The following is a 20,813-nucleotide window of genomic DNA, read 5'->3' on the forward strand; positions in this document are numbered from 1 at the left end:
CTACTAATAAAATACTGGCACTTATAAAAGAGTCAGATATTCACTATAATACCTTAAGAGTACAATTTTTACATCATAGCAATAAAAATACTAACAATGGAGGGTTAAAATGAATCAGCAAAATCAACATATAGGATATATTATGATTATTAGTGGAGCAACTCTTTGGGGCCTATCGGGTCCGATGATACAGTGGCTTTTCCAACATTCCAGCATTTCATCCATAGATTTTCTTGTTTTTCGCTTACTATTAGCTGGAATTTTTCTTCTCTTGTATCTTTCTTTTTCAAAAAAACAAATCTTTGAAATTTGGAAGTACCCAGATCACAAATTTCAACTCATATTATTTGGAGCTATTGGTATGCTCGGTGCTCAATACTTTTTTATCGAGACAATCAATGTAAGCAATGCTGTCACGGCTATGTTGTTTCAGTTTTTTGCTCCAATCCTTATTACAATTTATGTATCCATACAAATCAAGCAGCTACCAACTGTCAGACAATTTATCTCTATAGTTATAGCTTTAATTGGTCTCTATTTTTTAATCACAAATGGTTCGTATCAAAACATTCTTCTAACCAAACAGGGTATTATTTTTGGAATTCTTACAATGCTAGGTTTTACATTTTACACTATACAACCGGTTTCTTTAATCAAAAAATGGGGCGTCATTCTTGTAGTTGGGTGGGGGATGTTAATCGCAGGTGTATTTTCCTTTTTATTAAATTTAAATTTAAGTATTCAAAGTTTTATTGAAGACTTAACAATCACAACAACTGTTATGTTATTAGGTGTGATTATAAGTGGAACTCTTTCATTTCTTCTTTATATCGGAAGTTTAAAGTATTTATCCCCATCTGAAACAAGCATTTTATCCAGTATAGAACCTCTTGTTGCCATCATCATTTCAATTACTTGGTTAAATGAATCCTTTGGATACTATCAACTAGTAGGCGGAATATTTATTATTATAGCTGTCGTAGCTTTAACTACACCGAAAAAAAGTAAGTATGAAAATTAAAAAATTTTTTCAAAATTTTTAAGCTATAAAGTAGTATAAAAAAGATACTTCTTTATAAAGAGTGTCTTAATCATTTCAAAACATGCTCGTTAACCAATATATCTTGATCTATACATTTTTTATCTCTCTTTTCTTATGAGGTACTTTATATTTTCGAGAATCTTGCCATAGTTTGTAAGTAACTTAATTTCCCAAAAAGTAGCAATAACATAATGTACATTTAAATATCAGCTTTTAAAAGCAATAAACATTAAAATCCTTCGCTTTTCAGATTTTTATTTCGGTTTAAGAAAACACACAAATTCTTCTTTAAAATCAGCAATTACTTATAAATGGGTCAAAACTGTATAGTTACTTTTAGGTAAATCTTTAATTCTATTCTAGTATAGTATATTGCTTACGTGTATTAAACTTATCTATAATTACTTTTTAATTAATTTTGGCTAAATAAATACGATGTTTGGCATTTTGCTACATATGAACTAACAATTTTCTAAAAAGAGTAATAAATCAATTTATTCCTCTGAGTTTACATTATAATATCAAGGGTAAAATCTTTAGAGGAGGGTGGTACAAATGAAAGCAGTTACTTATCAAGGTCATAAAAATATGGAAGTGCGTGAAGTACATGATCCAATAATAGAAGAATCAACGGATGCAATTATAAAAATAACAGCTTCAGGTATATGTGGTTCTGATTTACATCTTTACCATCAAGGTGATTTATTTATGGATCCTGATTTTGTTATTGGACATGAGCCAATGGGAATTGTAGAAGAAGTAGGAAAAGAGGTTAAAACCTTAAAAAAGGGAGATAGAGTAGTTATACCTTTTAACATAGGTTGTGGCGATTGTTTCTATTGTAATAATGAAATGGAGTCTCAGTGTGATAATTCTAATCCATCACCGGCAAGTTGGAAAATGAATAATGGTGGACTCTTCGGTTTTGGTGGCATGCACGGAAACCACTGGGGAGGTCAAGCAGAGTATTTAAGAGTCCCATTTGCCGATTTCTCCTCTTTCAAAGTTCCAGATAGTGATTTGAAAGACGAACAAGTATTATTTTTATCTGATGTGGTCCCAACAGCTTATTGGAGTGTTGAACATGCAGGCGTAAAAGCTGGAGATACCGTTATTGTTCTCGGTTGTGGCCCAATTGGTTTAATGGCACAAAAATTTGCTAAATTAAAAGGCGCTGAACGTGTTATTGCCATTGACAATGTAGAACATAGATTAAACCATGCCAAAAAATCCAATGGCGCTGAAGTATATAATTTTTCTAAAGAAGATAATATAGGAAAATTACTTCATGAAAGTACACGCGGTGGTGCAGATGTCGTTATAGATTGTGTTGGAATGGATGGCCAAGTTGTTCAAGATGATTTAGAGATAAGTTCAAATTCAGCGCAACGAGGTAATATTAGTCCCATTATTACAGCAGCTGAATCAGTAAGAAAATTTGGAACGATTCAATTAACTGGTATTTACGGTACACCTGCAGACAATTTTCCAATAGATTTAATTTTCAATAGAGATGTCCAAGTAAAAAGTGGACAAGCACCAGTTATTCATCAAATGCCAAAATTGTATGAAATGATTAAAAATGAGGTTTTTGATCCAACAGAAATTATAACTCATACAATGCCTTTAGAAGATGCAAAACAAGCGTATGATATTTTCGATCAGAAAAAAGATAATAATATTAAAGTAGTTCTAAAACCATAATAATAAATATATAAAGAAGTCTATATACAGATTATAACCAGTATATAGACTTCTTTATTAATTTCATGTGATAATTTTCAGAATCGCTAAGTTACAAAATTTCTAAATCTAACCAATGCTATATGAAAATATGAAACAATTTTAATCATTTGCTATATAAAGTTTCAAATGCTTAGATGTTAATGTTTTATTCTCTTTAACAAAGTTTATAGGATAGCCACTAAATTGTACTTCACCCCCATCTAGACCAGGACCTGGTCCTACATCTATAATCCAATCAGCATCACACATAATTGATAAATTGTGTTCAATTAAAATAACAGTGTTATTTTGTTCAATAAGATCATTAAAACAGTTTATCAATATAGGAATATCAGCTTCATGTAAACCTGTCGTAGGTTCATCAAATATAAAAATACTATCTGTAACATCATCATTTAAATATTGGCCTAATTTAACGCGTTGAATTTCACCACCTGATAATGTAGATAGAGGTTGGCCAAGGGTTACGTAATTTAATCCAGTTTTACTTATAGCTTGTAACTTAGACTGAATTTCATTTTCTTTATCAAAAAATCTTATACCTTCGTCAACAGTCAATTCAAGGAAATCAGCAATGGAATAGCCATCTATAGTTGCATTCAACACTTCTGGCTTATAACGTTTACCGTGACACACTTCACATGTTTGTGAAAATTCACCCATAAATGCAAGTTCTGTTTCAATATAACCTTTACCACCACAATTGAGACAAGCTCCTTTCGAATTATAACTAAACATAGATTTATTTAATCCAGTTTCTTTGCTGAAAAAATTTCTGACTCTATCAAAAACACCTAAATAAGTTAGTAAATTAGACCGATCGGAGCCTTGTATCGCTTTTTGATCCATAAATACTGCATTATCATTTTTTGCAAAACCTGCCTTAACAAGTGAACTTTTCCCAGAACCTGCTACTCCAGTTAATACTGTCAAAACATGCTTGGGTATATCAACTGTCACATTATTCAAATTGTTTTGGGTCACTGGTCCAAGATGATAAAAACTCTTTGCTTCACGTATCTCATTTTTTAAGTGATGTTTGATACGTAGTGCTTCCCCAGTAGATGTATCTGAAGACAATAATTCTTTGTATGTTCCCTTAAACGTTATCTCTCCACCTTGCGCCCCTGAACTTGGCCCCATATCAATAATATAATCTGCTTCTTTAATTACATCAGGATCATGTTCTACAATTAATACTGTATTACCTTTATGTTTTAAAGATTTCAAAATTTCATTTATTTTTGCAATATCCTCTGGATGTAAACCAACACTTGGTTCATCAATGATATAAACCAAATCAGATAGCGAACTATTTAAATGTCGTATTAATTTAAGCCGTTGTGCTTCTCCACCTGATAAAGAAGTGGTTACACGGTTAAGAGTTAAATAACTTAATCCTATATAATCAAGTGCTTCTAATTGTTTTCGGAGTGGTTCAATAATAAACTGGGCTGTTGAATTATTTAATTTATTAAGAAATGCTAAATTTTCTTTTACAGTCATTTGTGTGAAATCTGAAATATTTTTTCCCATAATTTTACAACTCAAAATTTTCGAATTTAAACGTTGACCGTTACAAGTTGGACAAATTTTATTTTCCACAACATTTTTAAGATGTTTAGCATAACGTTTTTTATTAAATTCTTTATCTCCCAAGAATATTCTTCTAAACCTAGGTATAAGTCCCACATATTTTGCTGATTTCCGCCATTCTTCAGGTGGTTTTTTTAATTTTATTGGCTCCTGATACAAAAACAAATCTAATTCTTCTTTTGTATATGCTTTTAATTTTTTATCATTATCAAACAGACCACTATCACGATAAGCTTTCCCTCTTTCTTTATCAGGTCCAAAAGATGGAAAATTAATAGCACCTTCATTTAAAGATTTATTCCAATCTAAGAGCGCATTTAAATTAATGTCTTCAATGTAACCTAATCCTTCACATGTTTCACACATACCATTGGGACTGTTAAATGAAAAGGCATCTGAATAACCGACAAAAGGTTCACCTATCCTTGACCATAACAATCTAACAGAGGCGTATATATCAGATACTGTACCTACAGTAGAGCGAGAATTACCATTAAATCTTTTTTGACTAATCGTCATTGCTACAGGAAGATTTTTAATTGCTTTTACTTTTGGTTTAGGCTGCTTATTTAAATGAAATTGAATGTAGCTAGAATAACTTTCATTTAAAAGTTGTTCAGATTCAGCAGCTATTGTTCTGAAAACCAGTGATGACTTACCTGAACCAGAACGACCTGTAAATACTGTAACTAAATGTTTAGGTATAGTTATATTTATATTTTTCAAATTATTTTGTGAAGCTCCTATAATGGTAATATCATTCATAAATTAAATTGCCCTCCATTGTACTTTTTAACAATTAATAATATAGATGAAGTTAAAAGATTAGTAGAATTTCGAAATAGGTTACATTACAAAACAGTATGTAGAATATCTAATATTTTATCGTAGATTATAAGTTATCTTAATGAAGTTAAGTTCATTTTATTTTTATAAAAACCTAACAATAAGAGACTAACAACAAAGTTATAAACTTTGTTGTTAGTCTCTTAGATAATAAATACTGATTGATATTACAAATTATGCTTTTAATTTTTTAATAATTTCTCTATTGAAATCATCTAAATCATCTGGGACACGACTCGTTACAATATTGTTATCTATTACAACTGATTCATCAACAACGTGTGCACCAGCATTAGATAAATCTTTACGTACATTGATAACTCCAGTTATTGTGCGGCCATTTAAATCATCAGTATCAACTAGTAAAAGTGGACCATGACAAATCGCAAATGTAGGCACATCATTTTGAGTAAAATACTTAGTAAATGTACCATAGCGACCTTCTTCATCACCACGTAAATGATCGGGTGAGAATCCGCCAGGAATTAATAATGCATCATAATTTTCTGGTTTCGCATCTGCAATGCTAACATCTACAGTTACTTTCTCCCCATGTTTGCCAACAAGTTCATGTTTTGCTGTATCTCCAATAACTTCAGTCTCAAATCCAGCATTTTCTAATGCTTCTTTTGGACTAGTCAATTCTATATCTTCAAATTCATCTGCTAAAATGATTGCTACTTTTTTAGTCATAATACAACATACCTTTCAATTATATTTTAAAACCTAAGTACTATATACACTAGAAAAAGGAAATTTAAACATAAAATGTTTTCTAATTTTTTCACCAACTACATGTGCATTTTTATCTGTTTAGTTTAATCTTATTTAATATTAATTGTAACTGATTATGCATTTGTATGGGCATCTACAATATCACGACATTGTTTAGCAGCTTCTACAGGGTCATCAGCATTTGCAATGCCGCCACCAACAATAATTAAATCAGGATTTTCTACAACAATATCTTTAATTGTATCTGGTTTAATACCACCTGCAACTGCTACTTTAGAATTACTAATTACAGATTTAACTTTACGTAAACTTTCTAAAGGAGATTGACCTTCAGCTTGTAAGTCATAACCAGTATGAACAGCGATATAATCTGCGCCTAAATCATCTAAATCTTTCGCACGTTTTTCTAAATCTTGTACTGCAATCATATCTACTAATAACTGTTTGCCATGTTTATGTGCTTCATCAACTGCTGCTTTAATTGATGCATCTTCTGCAACGCCTAAAATTGTTACTATGTCTGCACCAAATTTAACTGCTTGGCTTACTTCGTAATCGGCAGCATCCATAATTTTTAAATCTGCTAATACTTTTACACCATCAACATTATCATTTAAATGTTGTACAGCTGGTAATCCTTCATTTATAACAATTGGTGTTCCAATTTCTACGATATCTACATGATCTTTAACTTTATTTGCTAATTCTGCAGCATCCTCTTTATTTAATAAATCAATTGCTAATTGTAATTCCATATGTTACTACCTCCTATATATTATATTATTCATTATGGTATTATTTGCGACAAATAACAATACTGACATTTTTGTCACTATATAAATTAAAGACGTTGTGTTGTTAATTAAATATAATAATAAAGAATTTTATATACCCCAATATTTAGCTTTTCTATAATTGGTAGAAGATGAAAATCACTTTTATCTTCTATCTTTTGCAAATTAATCGTTTAAGATTAAGTGAATTATAAAATAAACTACTCAGCGTATTTTATTAAAAAACTTCAAAAATTAGAGCAAAACAAAATCATTGAAAGAATTGTCTCCCCAGTAGTCCCCTAAAGTAAAATGTAAATTTAGTGAATTAGGATTACACCTTGATAAAGTAGTTTCTTCAATTTTTAGTTGGGGAGATGATTTTCTAGATACAATTAAAAAGGTTCTGTTGCAAAGTAAAAAATATAGCTAACCACTAATTTATCATGTCAGTGTTCGCTTAACTTGCTAGCATGATGCTAATTTCGTGGCATGGCGAAAATCCGTAGATCTGAAGAGACCTGCGGTTCTTTTTATATAGAGCGTAAATACATTCAATACCTTTTAAAGTATTCTTTGCTGTATTGATACTTTGATACCTTGTCTTTCTTACTTTAATATGACGGTGATCTTGCTCAATGAGGTTATTCAGATATTTCGATGTACAATGACAGTCAGGTTTAAGTTTAAAAGCTTTAATTACTTTAGCCATTGCTACCTTCGTTGAAGGTGCCTGATCTGTAATTACCTTTTGAGGTTTACCAAATTGTTTAATGAGACGTTTGATAAACGCATATGCTGAATGATTATCTCGTTGCTTACGCAACCAAATATCTAATGTATGTCCCTCTGCATCAATGGCACGATATAAATAGCTCCATTTTCCTTTTATTTTGATGTACGTCTCATCAATACGCCATTTGTAATAAGCTTTTTTATGCTTTTTCTTCCAAATTCGATATAAAATTGGGGCATATTCTTGAACCCAACGGTAGACCGTTGAATGATGAACGTTTACACCACGTTCCCTTAATATTTCAGATATATCACGATAACTCAATGCATATCTTAGATAGTAGCCAACGGCTACAGTGATAACATCCTTGTTAAATTGTTTATATCTGAAATAGTTCATACAGAAGACTCCTTTTTGTTAAAATTATACTATAAATTCAACTTTGCAACAGAACCTTTAATAGTATATCAATTTAATGATTTTGCATTCCTAACCACTATGATGTTATAATGCAATTAACAAAGATGTCGTGCATGTATGCACCAAATCCCCTAACTATGCCAGTAGTTAGGGGATTTTTTGGTGTGACTAGTCGCCTATTTATCATTGCGTTTGCGTAGCCAGTTCGCAAATAAAGCAACGATGCAACCACTTGCTGCTGTGGTCATGATGTTTACAAAGATGTCGGTCATTGCGTATGCACCTCCTCTCTACGTCAAATTGACGCCAGAGATAGGCGACTCTATTATTATATCATTTGTAAATACATAAGCATATTCACTTCCGATAAGTTATACTATGTAAAAATTCAATCTTACATTCTAGGATGGTCCTCACTTTATGCCTAATTTTAAGTACGTTTAGTATATTCTATATTTTATTTCTATTAATAAATTTTAATATTTTCATTCTGGCATTTTGCTTATTATATTTCTTCTCATTATCTTCTAATATTGATTCTATTAGTTGAATATATATTTTTCTAACGTTGCTTTTATTTTCTTGAGATACTTTTATACGTTGTGATTCGATAAAATCCCCTTTATATATTCCAAGTTTTTTAGCTTTTTCTGAAATATCACCAAACACATTTTTACTACGCATTGTATATTGTAATTGTTCTTTTCGACTTTCAATCAAACTTAGTTTATTCAGTCTTTCCTGAGTATCACCAGGGCGTTTAGGGACTAAATCAAAAACATTATTCAATTCTTTTATTTTCTTTTGTTCTGCATCATTTAAATCAATCATTTCGACAATATGGTACAAATCAGTCAATACCTTTTCATACATAGTAAGCTGTTTCTTACTAGATTCCTTTAAAAGCGTAAATAAATCAACAATTGCCAATGCCTTCATAAGATTTTCTCATAAGTCACTCTCATTAAGATTCAACAAATCGATATCTTTTAGATTATCCATAGATAAGTCATCCAAGTTAATTTTACTACTATAATTTTCATTTAAATTTTTAAGCATATCCGAAAATCTTTCATTAACCTCCAAGATATATCACTCCCACAACTAAATAAATTCCTTTAAATATTATTAAAGTTATTACTTCTCAAATAGATCAATAGATTAGTCTTTAATTTCCGGTCGTAAATCTAATTTTTCAGTTGTCTTCATTATTTTGTCTATATCTATATTATGAATTCGATTAATAATATGTGTTCGATCTTTATATCCATAATGCTCTACTCTATCAAGAACTAATTGTATTAAAAGTTTCACAGGTTCTTCAGGATAATAACTATTCCCCAAATATCGTTTAATTTCTTTTTCTGAATAATGGATAAAATTTTTCTTAGCAGTCAATCCTTCTAAGGAATAAAATAATAATTGTCTAGCTTTATTAAATTCATACCACTTGATAAAGAACTCTTTTGTAAATTGGAATGCTTTTTTTATACCAATTTCCTTTTGTGTCTTATTATCTAAATAGTAAAACATATAAGAATAACAATACTTAGGTATTAGTAGCATACTTTCTCTATCTGAGAAAAAATATAATTCAGATAACTCATTCAAATCATGAACTTCAGTATTATAAAGTATAAATTCCGCAACAGTTTGTGAATTCATATTATTCATTATTCTTAATGATCTATAAGATATTAAATCAATATTAATACTCAAACAGTCACATATTTTGGCAACACTTTCAATTTTAGGATTCTTGTTATTCATTTCCCATTGTAAATATTTATTACCTGGAACTGTTGTATACTTTTCAATATCTTGAATCTCTATGTTTTGTTGATTTCTATATTTACTTAGCAGCTGTAAACCTATTCTATTTTCATCATAATAGTCGTAATAATCATCTTCAAAAAGCTGCCTAATTTCACCTAACGACCCTTCAATGTTATGAATTAAATCCATCATATTAATAGGTTCTCTTTTATCATTAAAGTATGTGTGACCTGCTTGATCTTCCTCTAAAGTTATTGGTATTTCCCATTTACTTTTATGCTCAAATGAACTAAATAACTTTAACTTTTCTAAAAATTTTTCAGCTCTATAAATAATTGTATCGATACTTTCTTTACTTATATCTCTATATAAATAATCATAATACTCACGCATTATAAAATCATATTTCGGTAAAGAAACCCACTCATTACTTCGTACCAAATCAAAATATGGAATTATATCAGATAAATTTTGAAACGTCTTGGATATTCCCTTACTATGACCATGAAAATATTCCTCAATATTGAAATTAATGTTCTCAATCTCTTCTTTATTATAAGATTCCCATCCTTTGGATAGAAACTCTGAAATCGTAATATTAAAAAATGCGGCAAGATCATCAATGATATAAAAAGTAAATTCTTCCTGACCAGTTTCTAAACGCTCTATTTTCTTTTTTGAGTAATTAGTGAAAACGCTTTTTCTATTCAATGTCTTAGATAACTCTTTTTCGTTAGATTTCTATATTTTCTTTCTAAGTAAAGTTTCTTTCCTAAATCCATTTGAATACCTCCTATTATAGAAGAGTATAACTTAAATTTTTATAAAAATAAAATATTATATAAAAATCATGTTTTGACAACACGGTTTTACTAGATGACCTCTCATTCTCAAAAAATTTGATTACATTCTTTATATTTGAAAGGATCTTAAATCAGACTTTGTAAAACTCTTAATCAAAGCTTTTTATGATCTTAAAATATTCCTAAATTTAAGGAGTATTGGGAGTATTTTCTGTAAATCAGAGCAAAATTAAATACTCTATTATTTTATGAAAGGCTCTATAGAAGGATTTTAAATACTCTCTACTTAAGAAATGGTGGTACTAAATGAAAATATGGGAGTATCATTTTTGGATAAAGTATTTGCCCTTTTATAAAAACTTCTAAATCGTTTAAACATTGGCACATCAATGTTTAAAGTACTCCATTAATACACTTAAATAAAGTGAGTCATAAGTTCGAAACTCCAGCTATGCTGGATAACACCCTAGGTGGTACCGTTTCTCCTTATGCTCATTTCTCATAAAATTTTTAGAGAGTATAAAATAGAGGATATGTCTCAATAAAGAGTGTTTTTGAATTTGAATAACAACAATCTAAACATGTAACTTATTAAATAACAGGTGTGGTAACTCTTAAATCTTAGCGTAAAAATAACGTTTTCAATCTGATTTTAGCTACACCTAATCAAAAGATTTTTATAAGACTTCTAATCCTTTATGCTTTCCAAAATCGATTTCTTTTTCTTCGTAACGCCCTCCCTTTTTTTATAAAAATCATGAATTTTTTTCTTTAATTGATTTTTCTTTTTCCACTACTACCATCTCCAAATCTTCAATAATTTAATATCCTAAACGAATATAAACTATTATTTATTCTAGTTTAACTTTGTAGCTTTACATTCTTTTATATTATTTGATTATACAAATGAAATACGCAACTCTTTTCGTGTTACATCAGCAAGTAACCTCAGAAAAGACATTGTTGGAAGTACGTCTCCATTTTCAATAATTTCAATAATTGTTCGAGGTATGCTTAGTTTTTGAGCAAGTTGTATTTGTGACCATCCAATATTTTTCCTTAAATTAACAATAGCTATTGCTCAGTCTAATTTTTCTCCTTGCTCGTTGTATAACTTTTTTAATGTTGAATCGTTATTTATATCTGCTTGAATTAATTTAGAAATTAATTCCAATTAAGATCACTCCTTTTATCAATTATAATTAGACAAGAACGTTATTTCTATATAGTATCAAGACAAGAAGAAACTCGTTTTTAACTCGTTTCTAAAACCACAAAAAAACAGTAATAACAGAAAATATATATAATCAAAATACAATCAAAAAGGGGGATGTATATGAAATTTAGAAATATTCAAAATGAAGACTATACTGTTTGTGCTAAAAATTTAGTTTCAGCTTATGAGGGAGCTCCATGGTATAACAAATGGACTGAAAAAGAAGCATTACTTAGAATTGAAGCCACAATGAGCGGATTTAATTCTAAAGGATATGTAATCGAAGAAAATAATAAAGTAATCGCAATGTGTATCGGCAGAATAGATTATTATTTCAGTGGCATGAACCAATTTTGTATAGATGAATTTCATGTTATACCTGAATTTCAAAAAAATGGCGTAGGTAAAAAATTAATGAATTCTGTCTCTAATTCACTCAAACTTGATGAAATATATAAAATTTTTCTAATTACAGGTGGAGAACTAGCAGAAAATTTTTATAAAAAAAACGGCTTCATGAAATCAGAAGAAGGAAGCATGTTGGAACTCCAACTGTAGAATTATGACTAAAAATTAAAAAGTTGCTTTATTCCAATTGCTTTATTGACGTTGAGCCTCGGAACCCTTAACAATCCCAAAACTTGTCGAATGGTCGGCTTAATAGCTCACGCTATGCCGACATTCGTCTGCAAGTTTAGTTAAGGGTTCTTCTCAACATCAATAAATTTTCTCGGCATAAATGCGTGTTCTTTCTTTGTCTACTCGGTAGACCTAGTAGACCCGATTATTATTGCTAGTAGCTTTTTATTTTATATATCCAAGGGCGCACTTACATACCAAAATGGTATCGTGCTTAATTCAAAAATACGTGTGATATTCCAATACACTTTTAAATAAGTATATTTATAAACTTATTTAAAAGTGTACTTACAAATAGATTTTCTCGGCATAAATGCATGTTTACTGTAAAATTGATACTGATACAAATAAAAAATAAAAGGATAGTTGCAAATGGAAAATACATATATTAAAACACTAGAAACTTTAAAAGGTAAATGTAATTTAATAACAAATTCTGAATCTCTTTCAGACTTAAAAGACAGTGATATATTTTGGACTGACGCAATGTTATCTATGTTAGAAAATATGAAAAAAGAACAAGTAACAGTTGAAGAAGGAATTGCCTATTTAGAGAATATTATTCAAAAAAGTGGAAGTAATTATAAAAATTAAAAGTACAAAAATAAAATACCTTTATTTTGGATTTTAAGGGGGTATTTTGAAGATTAAAGGGTTATTTATATAGATTTATACCTAAAAGCTTATATACCTTCTTAAAACACAAATATGAGCTAAATAAATATATACTATTTTTAAAAACAAAAATTTGAGCAAAACCAGTGACTGATTTTTTTAGACACTGCCCAGTTACATGCAAATTTAAAAATTAACATGAAAATTGGGCAACCATGCCGGTTGAACGCTATAGTTCCCGCAGGGGCAAAAAGACATATAAAAACGCTAGCTTTTAAGCTAACGTTTCAAATCTTTTAAGTAATAATTTTGTTTTTCAAAATTCCAAATTGCCGTAATTGAATGTGCTTTTTCTTCTTCATCTGTTGTTTTATCTTCGTCACTTGTATTAATCAAATTTCCATCTTCGGCATCGTCTAAATTTAAAATTTTATGTTTTTGTTTAAGCAATCCACCATAACTCAACATACGTTTTCGGTATAAACCTTTTTCCAAGTCATTCACGATTTCTTGATTTCTTTCATCATCATCAGTTAAAAAATCAGATGACTTAACCGAATATTTAGAGGTTTCTTTGATTGCTATAAGATTATCTGAATTATTGGTTAAAGATATTATGTTGTTTCATGTTTTGACGACGCATATTAAGTGCGTGTATTTCTTCAAGTTCAGCTTTAATCGATTGCATCAAATAACCCTGCATAGCTTCAATCGTTTCATTTTTCTGTAGCAGCATCGCTTTAAAACGTTTCAACACACTTACAATTTCAAATTCAACATCTTCTAAACGATAATAGGTATCATGTGCATTATTAAATGATTTTTTTCCTTTGAGTAATACACTTTTAATAATTCGGATTTCTCTAATTTCAAATTTATTTAAATAATCTTGAAGTTGTTGTGGCAATTCTTCGAGAACTTGGAATTTAAGTGCATCATTATTAAATTCAGTTTGTTGATGATTTGTATGATTCGAATGATTGTGGTTTGTTGAATTGTTATATGTATCATTCATATCATGCGTATCATTATTCTCAGTCTCTATATAATCAGTGTTATTTAAATCAGTATCATTAGACTGTGAATTTGGAAGTTCTTGATCACTTAAATTCATAGTTCTAGAACTTCCAAATTCATTGTTCTGGAACTGTGAATTTGGAAGTTCCTTGGTACGACTGGCTTCAATATCATAATTTGGTTTTAATAAATATAATCTATTGGGTTTATTAAGGCCTACACGTTCTTGAGTTAGTAAATTAAAATTTACTAATTCTTTTTTCAATTTTATGATTTTTTGTTCTGCATAACCTAAGTACTCGCACAAATGTTTATTACTGAAAATAAAGTAAATGTTATTATTTTTATCTACCCATTCATTTTGGATGGATAATTCAAAACGATCTTTTAATAATGCATACATAATTTTGGCTTCTGCTGACATTTTAAAAAATTAATAGATGATGAATGGAGTTCGAGTATGTTTTATCCTGATACAATCATGCTAATCCTAACAATAATGGCATTATTATTTATATTGTATTGGTTTTCGGTTTAATACTTGATAAATCAGTTATTTATCTGTTTATTGCACTTTTCATTCATTCAATCCTTTTATTTAATATACGTTATTTTTGGAAAGGTCAATCTTTTGGAGATGCTTTTACATATTCTTTTGATTTTCTTACCATAATTGTAGTAATCATATTTGTTATCTATAAAATCAATAAAGGAAAAACTAATGAATAATTGGAAGAATATTAGTTGATTTTAAATATAGAAAATAATCAAAGGGGGCGTTTTGCAGTGAAATATAGAGTAATGAGTGGACTTAAAGATGGACTTTTTGTATTTATTGGTGTTGTACTCATTGCACTTTTCTTTAATTATACAGGGATACAATTTGGTCATAATAGGCTTTGAGGTAGTTTGGGCAATTTAAATGTGATTAATATATTTGAAGATAAAGCATTAAATGGATTACTTATTTTAGGCGTAATATTAGGAATGATTGCCTTTATATTAGGGTTTGCTTCTCCAAAAATAATAAGTCTAAAGAATTTAAAGAGGAATAACAATTTCAAATAATGTTTATTTAACGAGCGTTGTAATTGATATTATAATTTACACGTAAAAATCGTGACTGATAAAAAGGTGAGGTGCTTTTTATGCCAAAATCACAACAATATTTATTGGGATTAACGTTGATCCTCTTTGTATTTAATATCATCATTCCTGTTGTGGGCGCAATGTTTAATGTAGATGCATTAGATTTTAGATCAATGTTAATCAAATGCACACAAGGGTTGTTTATCTTAGTTTTTGTAATTTTTACTTATAGACAAATTAAGCGTAAAGGCTTTAAATAATATTAAATTAGCCTGCTATCTTGCTATTAGATAGTGGGTTTTTTCTATAGATGACAACTTTGTCATATGATTTAGGATATATGTCATGTATATCAAACGAAACAGTATGCAATGAAGTGTTATGATTTCATTACATACAAAAGGAGGGTAAGTCATGAAAATCATATATACGATATTGTCGATCATTATAGTAATCTTTTTGGCGTTATTGGGGTGGAAATTTTACGCCGAATCACATACGGACAGTCAAAATGTCAGAGATTTAGCTGATTTTAATCCTTTAATTAAATCTGAAAAGTATTATGTTGAAACAAGTGCACCTAAAAGTGCTAAAGATTTAGGAGAAGGTACGCTTTATAAATATCAAGCAAAAGCATATGACGAAGATGGAAAAGAGAAAAATCTGGAATATACGGCTACTAAAAAATTAAAACAAGAGCGCTATTTAGAAATAAAATATAAAGTAGGAGAAGTGAAGAGTTTCGAGGAAGTCAGCTTCTCTGATATACCGAAAAAAGCGAGAGCACAACTGAAATAATTATATTGAATTAGAAACATAGGCTTCTATCAATTGAGTATAATAACCCTGTAGCTATTTAGCTATAGGGTTATTATTTACTTGTATATAGACATAAACTACTGTCTTTTCGTTTCGCTATATAAAATACCTACACCACAGCCGCTACTACCCAATTGATAATCAAATTGAACGATTTCAATATATGGATTTTCTTGTAAAAAATCATTCACCTTTTTGTTTAATCCCTTTTCAGTCATTGTATTAAAACAAATAAATTTCATAGTAAATCAGTCCTTTTCTAATTACTTTTGAATCTTTTCGTACAATGTCACTTTTAATCAATTGAAAGTATATGGCATTTTTTACTTATATTATAGTATACCCAGTAGAAAACAAAATTTAGCAACTTTATCTATTAATAAAATGAGGCTATCAATCATATCAAACCCAAGTAAGATTGATAACCTCATTCTATTATTACTGTTGCATTTCTAATTTTTTTAATGGCTTATGAGGGACTTTATCTTTAGATACTTCATTGTATGATTTCGCTTCTCCTAAGAATAAAGAAACTTTTAAATAAGCTCCTTTTTTTAGTTTCTTCATTCCATTAAAAGTAACTGTATGAGCTACTCCATCTTTATCGAAACCATCAGTCATATAAGTATATGCTCCGATTTGATTTTTACCATTTTTCTTAAGTGGATCACTTACTTGTACATAATAGTCCGTTTCTCTAATCAAAGGATTGAATTGAGCAGCCTCTCGTATATTAGTATTATGATAATTGCGTTCTGCATAAATTTTCCAAGCAAATAAAGCAAGGAAGATGAATGCAATGATAACAATGACTGTAGTGATCATAATGATGAATTTTTTAGAACGGGTCATAATAGAAACTCCTCTGAAATTCATTTTTGATATGTTTATTTGGATGCTTTGTAATTATTTTGATAAAAGCTTGATACCTCGAATTAAATTAAAGATAAATAGCATAACGACGATAATTGCAAAATGTAAACCTAGAGTGATAGAGGTATAGGAAATCGTCATAGGGTTATCAAAGGGTTTCTCATAGACTTCTTTAGAAAATATAAAAACGATACTACTTAAAAAATAAAAAATTGCCACACCTATATGGTTTAATAGTGCCTTTTTGGCATGTGTGGTTACTGGTTTTTGAGTGAATATCCAAACAATTATAGGAAATAAGATTGGCGCAAAAAATACACTAAAATAATTTAATGATGAAAGTACGTTTTGATTGTTATCATGATCCAAGATATTTCACCTCCGATAAAACAAGTAAAACACAAAAAAATAATGTAATAAACAATACATTGCTCAAGTGACAACATTGTAAGTCATATATAAATTTTATGTAAATTTATTAAAGATTATACATAGTTGTATATCTTTAGTTGTTGCCATAAACTATAATTATAAATTGATACGTATCAGTTTTTATGATTAGGAGATGTTACATGCGCAATTTAATAAAAGTGGAAAATGTCTTTGTTTTAATTCTAGTCATTAGTTTATATTTTATGTTTGATTTTTCTTTTTGGCTCTTTTTAATATTTTTATTAGCGCCAGATTTAACTGCCATTGGCTATGTATTTAATAAACGGATAGGTAGCACGGTCTATAATGTTGGACTTACGTATGTGTTGCCAAGTTTAGTAACGATATTATATTTATTGTTAAAATAACCCATATTACTCCAAATTGCGCTTATTTGGTTCGCGCATATAAGTATGGATCGGACGCTTGGTTATGGATTAAAGTACGCTTCAGATTTTAAAATAGCGACTATACAACAGCTTTGAAAATTCGTTTTCAATAATAAAAGATGGAGGCATAAGACATATGTTAGATAATCAATTATTAAAAACACAAATTGAAAATTTCTACCAAGATATCCTGATTAATTTGGATACTGAAAAAATAGAACATTATTTTGCAGCTGAGTATATCCAAGAAACAGAGCATGATACGTTAAATTTAACGGAATTTAAGTTGCATCTTCAAAAATTAAAAGAAGTGGTAAAGACTTTAACAATAGAGCAATTTAAAGATATGTTGATAGACGAACAACAACAAACTATATTTTTAAGATATGATGTTAGGGTAGAGAAAAAAGATAGTTCGAAAGGCAATATTGAAGTCTATGCGATATTTAAATTTAATGAGTCTGGTAAAGTCACTTCATGTCGTGAGTTGACTAAAGCATATCACCATGATGTACAAGGCTTAGCCAGTATATAAATTTTGCATTATTGTATTTACTGATTAAAGGGGTGGGAATGATGTATATTCCTAAATATTATGAAATGAAAGATTATGAGGAAATTAAACGTTTTATCAATGCGTATAATTTTGCGACAGTCGTTTCGATTGATGGGGAGCAACCTGTTGCCACGCATGTGCCAGTGAATATTTATGAGGATGATAAGCAGCTGTATGTTTCTGGACATCTGGCAAAAGGTAATCAGCAATGGCGAACATTGAATAACAATAAGTCAATCTTAGTCATTTTCCAAGGACCACATGGCTATGTCTCATCTACATGGTATGAAAATGAAGATGTCCCAACTTGGGATTATCAAAGTGTTCATATTTATGGAGAAGGACAGTTATTAACGCATGAAGCGCTTGAGGCAGATTTAGCAAAACTATTAGATCAATACGAGGGACATCGAGAAGATGGTGCAACTTGGAATAATTTGTTGGATAATACCAAACAGCAAATCAAGGGTATTGTTGGTTTCAAAATTAAAGTGAATGACATACAAGCTGCATATAAATTAAGTCAGAATAAATCTGAAAAAGATTACACAACGATTGTGGAACATTTAGCTGAAAGTGATGACGAATCTGAGCAACAACTGGCAGATGTTATAAAAGACCATAGACAATCTTAAGAGAAAGATGATCTAATGCTAAGTGAATTCTAGAATTTCGTTTCTGATTGTTATGAAAGGGGTATTTTAATACAAAGACTACGCGCAGACTAACCTTTATACGATGAAATTCATTATGCTTTTAAGTTAATAAGTTCATGAATGCTTAATTATAAACACTTGCGTTTGAATTTATATTGATCATATTAGGGGTGATGAACATGGCTACGTTTGTATTAATCTTCCACTTGATTTGTTTAGTGCTTGTAATAGTAGCAGGTATTGTGGCATTAAAAGAATTTAGGAAACCGCCTAAAAGTCGTAATCAAAAAAGAATTGATGCATTGCTCGTATTTGTATTAGTCATTGCATTAATCGCAATATTATCTAGTGTGTTCACTGATATATAATGAAGCCACCATCTTTGAAGATGGTGGTTTTTAATTTTCAAAATAAATTTATAGTGAAATCACCAAAAATAATAAGTAGTATAAAATAATAAAAATTTTTGTGAATGTTTGAATAATATTATAAACTAAAAATATAGGTGTTTGAATATACAGTGGCACTTCTAATATAGCTATGGTTAAAACAAAGGAGATATTTTATGAAATATAGGTTGAGTTTGTCAGTAGTATTGGCAACGAGTTTAATTTTAAGTACAACAGTCGCACAAGCGCAAGAAGGCAATCATAAGCAAACAACAGAAAAAAATGAAAAAGAGAATACAAGTAAACCGATTAATTTTGAAAAAGCTCAAAAGATGAGCCCACAAGCGCTGAAGGACCAATTAACACCAGAAGATTTAAAATTACATAATAAAGTAGCAGAACATAATACTGTTGAAGCACGTACGTTTGCGAATAGAGCATACCAAGACGTCAATACATATATTGCAAATAATAATATAAAGCCAGCCCAAATCGTCCAAGATGCTAGAATGAATAATTTACCTAAATATAATTATAAGTCTGGAAAATTTATAGGCGTAGTTATTCATGAAACGGCCAATCCAAGCAGTACGATTGATGGTGAAGTGAACTACATGTACAACAATTACAATAGTGCGTTCGTGCATGCCTATGCAAGCAGTGATAAAATTATTCAAACTGCGCCGAGTAACTATTTAGCATGGGGTGCTGGTGCAAATGCCAATCCGTATTTTTATCAAATTGAATTAACACGATCTAATACGTTTGATGGTTTTGCTAAATCTGTTAATAATCAGGCATACTTAGCTGCAAAAATGTTAAAAGAAAATGGTTTAACACCGTCACTTGCAGATAATAATCAGGGAACAGGCACAATTATTAGTCACAATGCCATCAGCCAATATTGGGGCGGCACAGATCACTCTGATCCAGTTGGTTATTTTAGTCAATGGGGATACAATATGAATCAGTTTTACAGTTTAGTTCAAAAACATTATAAAGTACTCTCGGGTGGGAACAATGACGCTATTACAGGTGCGACTTATAAAGTGGTTAAAGGCGATACATTGTATAGTATTTCTAAAAGAAGTGGTGTAACGATTGATAATATTAAAAAATGGAATAACTTGAAGAGTAATTCCTTATCAGTTGGTCAGACATTAAAGTTGAAAGCACCAAGTAATAATGGCGACATATCCGGCGATACTCATACAGTTGTCACTGGTGACACGTTATATAATATTTCAAAAAGAAGTGGCGTCAGTGTAGATAATATTAAAAAGTGGAATAATCTTAAATCTGATAGCATTAGTAAAGGTCAAACACTGTATTTAGTTAAAACATATACCGTAAAAAAAGGTGATACATTATACAGTATTGCTAAAAATCAAAAGACTACTGTAGATAAAATTAAAGCAGATAACAAATTGAATTCCAATAGTATTAAAGTCGGTCAAATACTGAAAATGAAATAGATTAATAAAGACACTTCATTTAATTGTTAAATTACAATAGTGAAGTGCCTCTTTTAATTTATATAAAGATCTTAAAGCGTATGTCTAAATAGCATAAATGCAACAGTATGATATTTATCATTTGAAAATAAACCGTATTTTTCATAAAAATGTCTTGTTTTATCAGTGTTATCCG

21 protein-coding genes and 3 pseudogenes are annotated in these 20,813 nt (G+C 29.8%); 11 read left to right on the top strand and 13 right to left on the bottom strand.

Annotated elements, in window-relative coordinates; all coding sequences use genetic code 11:
* Positions 1-109 precede the first annotated feature (109 nt).
* A complete protein-coding gene (locus tag ACM595_RS10255) occupies positions 110-1,021 on the top strand; it encodes a DMT family transporter (protein ID WP_210128733.1) in 912 nt (303 codons plus the stop codon).
* 576 nt (positions 1,022-1,597) lie between these two features.
* Entirely contained in the window at positions 1,598-2,746 is a 1,149-nt protein-coding gene (locus ACM595_RS10260; protein ID WP_041078981.1) for an alcohol dehydrogenase catalytic domain-containing protein, read from the top strand.
* A gap of 141 nt (positions 2,747-2,887) precedes the next feature.
* Here ACM595_RS10260 and ACM595_RS10265 read toward each other — a convergent pair whose 3' ends face one another.
* From ACM595_RS10265 to ACM595_RS10300, 8 genes are all read right to left on the bottom strand, one after another.
* Positions 2,888-5,149: an ATP-binding cassette domain-containing protein gene (locus tag ACM595_RS10265; protein WP_002483571.1), complete on the bottom strand. Its 2,262-nt coding sequence runs from the start codon at positions 5,147-5,149 to the stop codon at positions 2,888-2,890.
* A gap of 255 nt (positions 5,150-5,404) precedes the next feature.
* Positions 5,405-5,923 carry a type 1 glutamine amidotransferase domain-containing protein gene (locus ACM595_RS10270; protein ID WP_002483572.1) on the bottom strand — a complete coding sequence of 173 codons (519 nt, stop codon included), beginning with the start codon at positions 5,921-5,923 and terminating at the stop codon, positions 5,405-5,407.
* Between the two features lie 155 nt (positions 5,924-6,078).
* Entirely contained in the window at positions 6,079-6,720 is a 642-nt protein-coding gene (gene hxlA, locus ACM595_RS10275; protein ID WP_115338735.1) for a 3-hexulose-6-phosphate synthase, read from the bottom strand.
* A gap of 478 nt (positions 6,721-7,198) precedes the next feature.
* The gene (locus tag ACM595_RS10280; protein WP_001105999.1) at positions 7,199-7,873 is read right to left on the bottom strand and encodes an IS6-like element IS257 family transposase; all 675 of its coding nucleotides are present in this window, start codon (positions 7,871-7,873) and stop codon (positions 7,199-7,201) included.
* Positions 7,874-8,070: 197 nt separating this feature from the next.
* Complete coding sequence (locus tag ACM595_RS10285) at positions 8,071-8,166, bottom strand: type I toxin-antitoxin system Fst family toxin (RefSeq protein ID WP_002510758.1); 96 nt, start codon at positions 8,164-8,166, stop codon at positions 8,071-8,073.
* 178 nt (positions 8,167-8,344) lie between these two features.
* Positions 8,345-8,833 carry a hypothetical protein gene (locus ACM595_RS10290; protein ID WP_041079819.1) on the bottom strand — a complete coding sequence of 163 codons (489 nt, stop codon included), beginning with the start codon at positions 8,831-8,833 and terminating at the stop codon, positions 8,345-8,347.
* A 222-nt stretch (positions 8,834-9,055) separates the two neighbouring features.
* Entirely contained in the window at positions 9,056-10,381 is a 1,326-nt protein-coding gene (locus tag ACM595_RS10295) for a hypothetical protein (protein WP_115343942.1), read from the bottom strand.
* 990 nt (positions 10,382-11,371) lie between these two features.
* Positions 11,372-11,551: a helix-turn-helix transcriptional regulator gene (locus tag ACM595_RS10300; protein ID WP_307877664.1), complete on the bottom strand. Its 180-nt coding sequence runs from the start codon at positions 11,549-11,551 to the stop codon at positions 11,372-11,374.
* A 258-nt stretch (positions 11,552-11,809) separates the two neighbouring features.
* On the opposite strand from ACM595_RS10300, the gene ACM595_RS10305 reads away from it, so the two are divergent.
* Both ACM595_RS10305 and ACM595_RS10310 read left to right on the top strand, forming a co-directional pair.
* Positions 11,810-12,247, top strand: a complete 438-nt coding sequence (locus ACM595_RS10305) for a GNAT family N-acetyltransferase (RefSeq protein WP_115338718.1) — start codon at positions 11,810-11,812, stop codon at positions 12,245-12,247.
* Between the two features lie 453 nt (positions 12,248-12,700).
* Positions 12,701-12,922 carry a hypothetical protein gene (locus tag ACM595_RS10310; RefSeq protein ID WP_041079822.1) on the top strand — a complete coding sequence of 74 codons (222 nt, stop codon included), beginning with the start codon at positions 12,701-12,703 and terminating at the stop codon, positions 12,920-12,922.
* Positions 12,923-13,222: 300 nt separating this feature from the next.
* Here ACM595_RS10310 and ACM595_RS10315 read toward each other — a convergent pair.
* Positions 13,223-13,531: pseudogene (locus ACM595_RS10315) on the bottom strand (protein rep); the annotation flags it as partial.
* A gap of 10 nt (positions 13,532-13,541) precedes the next feature.
* Positions 13,542-14,393: pseudogene (locus tag ACM595_RS10320) on the bottom strand (replication initiator protein A); the annotation flags it as partial.
* A 715-nt stretch (positions 14,394-15,108) separates the two neighbouring features.
* Here ACM595_RS10320 and ACM595_RS10325 point away from each other — a divergent pair.
* The gene (locus ACM595_RS10325; RefSeq protein ID WP_041079823.1) at positions 15,109-15,309 is read left to right on the top strand and encodes a hypothetical protein; all 201 of its coding nucleotides are present in this window, start codon (positions 15,109-15,111) and stop codon (positions 15,307-15,309) included.
* Positions 15,310-15,463: 154 nt separating this feature from the next.
* Positions 15,464-15,847: a YxeA family protein gene (locus ACM595_RS10330; RefSeq protein WP_041079824.1), complete on the top strand. Its 384-nt coding sequence runs from the start codon at positions 15,464-15,466 to the stop codon at positions 15,845-15,847.
* A gap of 98 nt (positions 15,848-15,945) precedes the next feature.
* Here the strand turns inward: ACM595_RS10330 and ACM595_RS10335 are convergent, their stop codons facing one another.
* The 3 genes from ACM595_RS10335 to ACM595_RS10345 all read right to left on the bottom strand — a co-directional run bounded on the left by ACM595_RS10335 (position 15,946) and on the right by ACM595_RS10345 (position 17,110).
* Positions 15,946-16,086, bottom strand: coding sequence for a hypothetical protein (locus tag ACM595_RS10335; protein ID WP_002484302.1), 141 nt, complete (start codon positions 16,084-16,086; stop codon positions 15,946-15,948).
* A gap of 220 nt (positions 16,087-16,306) precedes the next feature.
* The gene (locus ACM595_RS10340) at positions 16,307-16,720 is read right to left on the bottom strand and encodes a YxeA family protein (protein WP_069821902.1); all 414 of its coding nucleotides are present in this window, start codon (positions 16,718-16,720) and stop codon (positions 16,307-16,309) included.
* Positions 16,721-16,774: 54 nt separating this feature from the next.
* On the bottom strand, positions 16,775-17,110 hold the full coding sequence (locus tag ACM595_RS10345) for a DUF4870 domain-containing protein (protein ID WP_052463671.1): 336 nt from the start codon (positions 17,108-17,110) through the stop codon (positions 16,775-16,777).
* A 203-nt stretch (positions 17,111-17,313) separates the two neighbouring features.
* Between ACM595_RS10345 and ACM595_RS10350 the strand changes: the two are divergent.
* From ACM595_RS10350 to ACM595_RS10370, 5 genes and pseudogenes are all read left to right on the top strand, one after another.
* Positions 17,314-17,658 (top strand): annotated as a pseudogene (locus ACM595_RS10350) (DUF4260 domain-containing protein).
* Between the two features lie 40 nt (positions 17,659-17,698).
* Positions 17,699-18,097, top strand: a complete 399-nt coding sequence (locus ACM595_RS10355) for a hypothetical protein (protein ID WP_041079828.1) — start codon at positions 17,699-17,701, stop codon at positions 18,095-18,097.
* A 41-nt stretch (positions 18,098-18,138) separates the two neighbouring features.
* Positions 18,139-18,753, top strand: coding sequence for an FMN-binding negative transcriptional regulator (locus tag ACM595_RS10360; protein ID WP_069826210.1), 615 nt, complete (start codon positions 18,139-18,141; stop codon positions 18,751-18,753).
* Positions 18,754-18,953: 200 nt separating this feature from the next.
* Entirely contained in the window at positions 18,954-19,142 is a 189-nt protein-coding gene (locus ACM595_RS10365; RefSeq protein WP_037539147.1) for a hypothetical protein, read from the top strand.
* A gap of 197 nt (positions 19,143-19,339) precedes the next feature.
* Positions 19,340-20,638: an N-acetylmuramoyl-L-alanine amidase gene (locus ACM595_RS10370; RefSeq protein WP_041079831.1), complete on the top strand. Its 1,299-nt coding sequence runs from the start codon at positions 19,340-19,342 to the stop codon at positions 20,636-20,638.
* The last annotated feature ends 175 nt before the right edge of the window (positions 20,639-20,813 follow it).

This window comes from Staphylococcus sp. LKG3-1 (assembly GCF_048568385.1).
GTDB classification, from domain to species: Bacteria; Bacillota; Bacilli; order Staphylococcales; family Staphylococcaceae; genus Staphylococcus; species Staphylococcus saprophyticus.

Excerpts from the sequence above, each read along its gene's own strand:
- ACM595_RS10305 (WP_115338718.1), top strand. The coding sequence starts at position 11,810 with ATGAAATTTAGAAATATTCAAAATGAAGACTATACTGTTTGTGCTAAA.
- ACM595_RS10360 (WP_069826210.1), top strand. The coding sequence starts at position 18,139 with ATGTATATTCCTAAATATTATGAAATGAAAGATTATGAGGAAATTAAA.
- ACM595_RS10260 (WP_041078981.1), top strand. The coding sequence starts at position 1,598 with ATGAAAGCAGTTACTTATCAAGGTCATAAAAATATGGAAGTGCGTGAA.
- ACM595_RS10355 (WP_041079828.1), top strand. The coding sequence starts at position 17,699 with ATGTTAGATAATCAATTATTAAAAACACAAATTGAAAATTTCTACCAA.
- ACM595_RS10280 (WP_001105999.1), bottom strand. The coding sequence starts at position 7,873 with ATGAACTATTTCAGATATAAACAATTTAACAAGGATGTTATCACTGTA.
- ACM595_RS10340 (WP_069821902.1), bottom strand. The coding sequence starts at position 16,720 with ATGACCCGTTCTAAAAAATTCATCATTATGATCACTACAGTCATTGTT.
- ACM595_RS10290 (WP_041079819.1), bottom strand. The coding sequence starts at position 8,833 with ATGAAGGCATTGGCAATTGTTGATTTATTTACGCTTTTAAAGGAATCT.
- ACM595_RS10285 (WP_002510758.1), bottom strand. The coding sequence starts at position 8,166 with ATGACCGACATCTTTGTAAACATCATGACCACAGCAGCAAGTGGTTGC.
- ACM595_RS10270 (WP_002483572.1), bottom strand. The coding sequence starts at position 5,923 with ATGACTAAAAAAGTAGCAATCATTTTAGCAGATGAATTTGAAGATATA.
- ACM595_RS10330 (WP_041079824.1), top strand. The coding sequence starts at position 15,464 with ATGAAAATCATATATACGATATTGTCGATCATTATAGTAATCTTTTTG.
- ACM595_RS10370 (WP_041079831.1), top strand. The coding sequence starts at position 19,340 with ATGAAATATAGGTTGAGTTTGTCAGTAGTATTGGCAACGAGTTTAATT.
- ACM595_RS10255 (WP_210128733.1), top strand. The coding sequence starts at position 110 with ATGAATCAGCAAAATCAACATATAGGATATATTATGATTATTAGTGGA.
- ACM595_RS10265 (WP_002483571.1), bottom strand. The coding sequence starts at position 5,149 with ATGAATGATATTACCATTATAGGAGCTTCACAAAATAATTTGAAAAAT.
- ACM595_RS10365 (WP_037539147.1), top strand. The coding sequence starts at position 18,954 with ATGGCTACGTTTGTATTAATCTTCCACTTGATTTGTTTAGTGCTTGTA.
- ACM595_RS10335 (WP_002484302.1), bottom strand. The coding sequence starts at position 16,086 with ATGACTGAAAAGGGATTAAACAAAAAGGTGAATGATTTTTTACAAGAA.
- ACM595_RS10310 (WP_041079822.1), top strand. The coding sequence starts at position 12,701 with ATGGAAAATACATATATTAAAACACTAGAAACTTTAAAAGGTAAATGT.
- ACM595_RS10325 (WP_041079823.1), top strand. The coding sequence starts at position 15,109 with ATGCCAAAATCACAACAATATTTATTGGGATTAACGTTGATCCTCTTT.
- hxlA (WP_115338735.1), bottom strand. The coding sequence starts at position 6,720 with ATGGAATTACAATTAGCAATTGATTTATTAAATAAAGAGGATGCTGCA.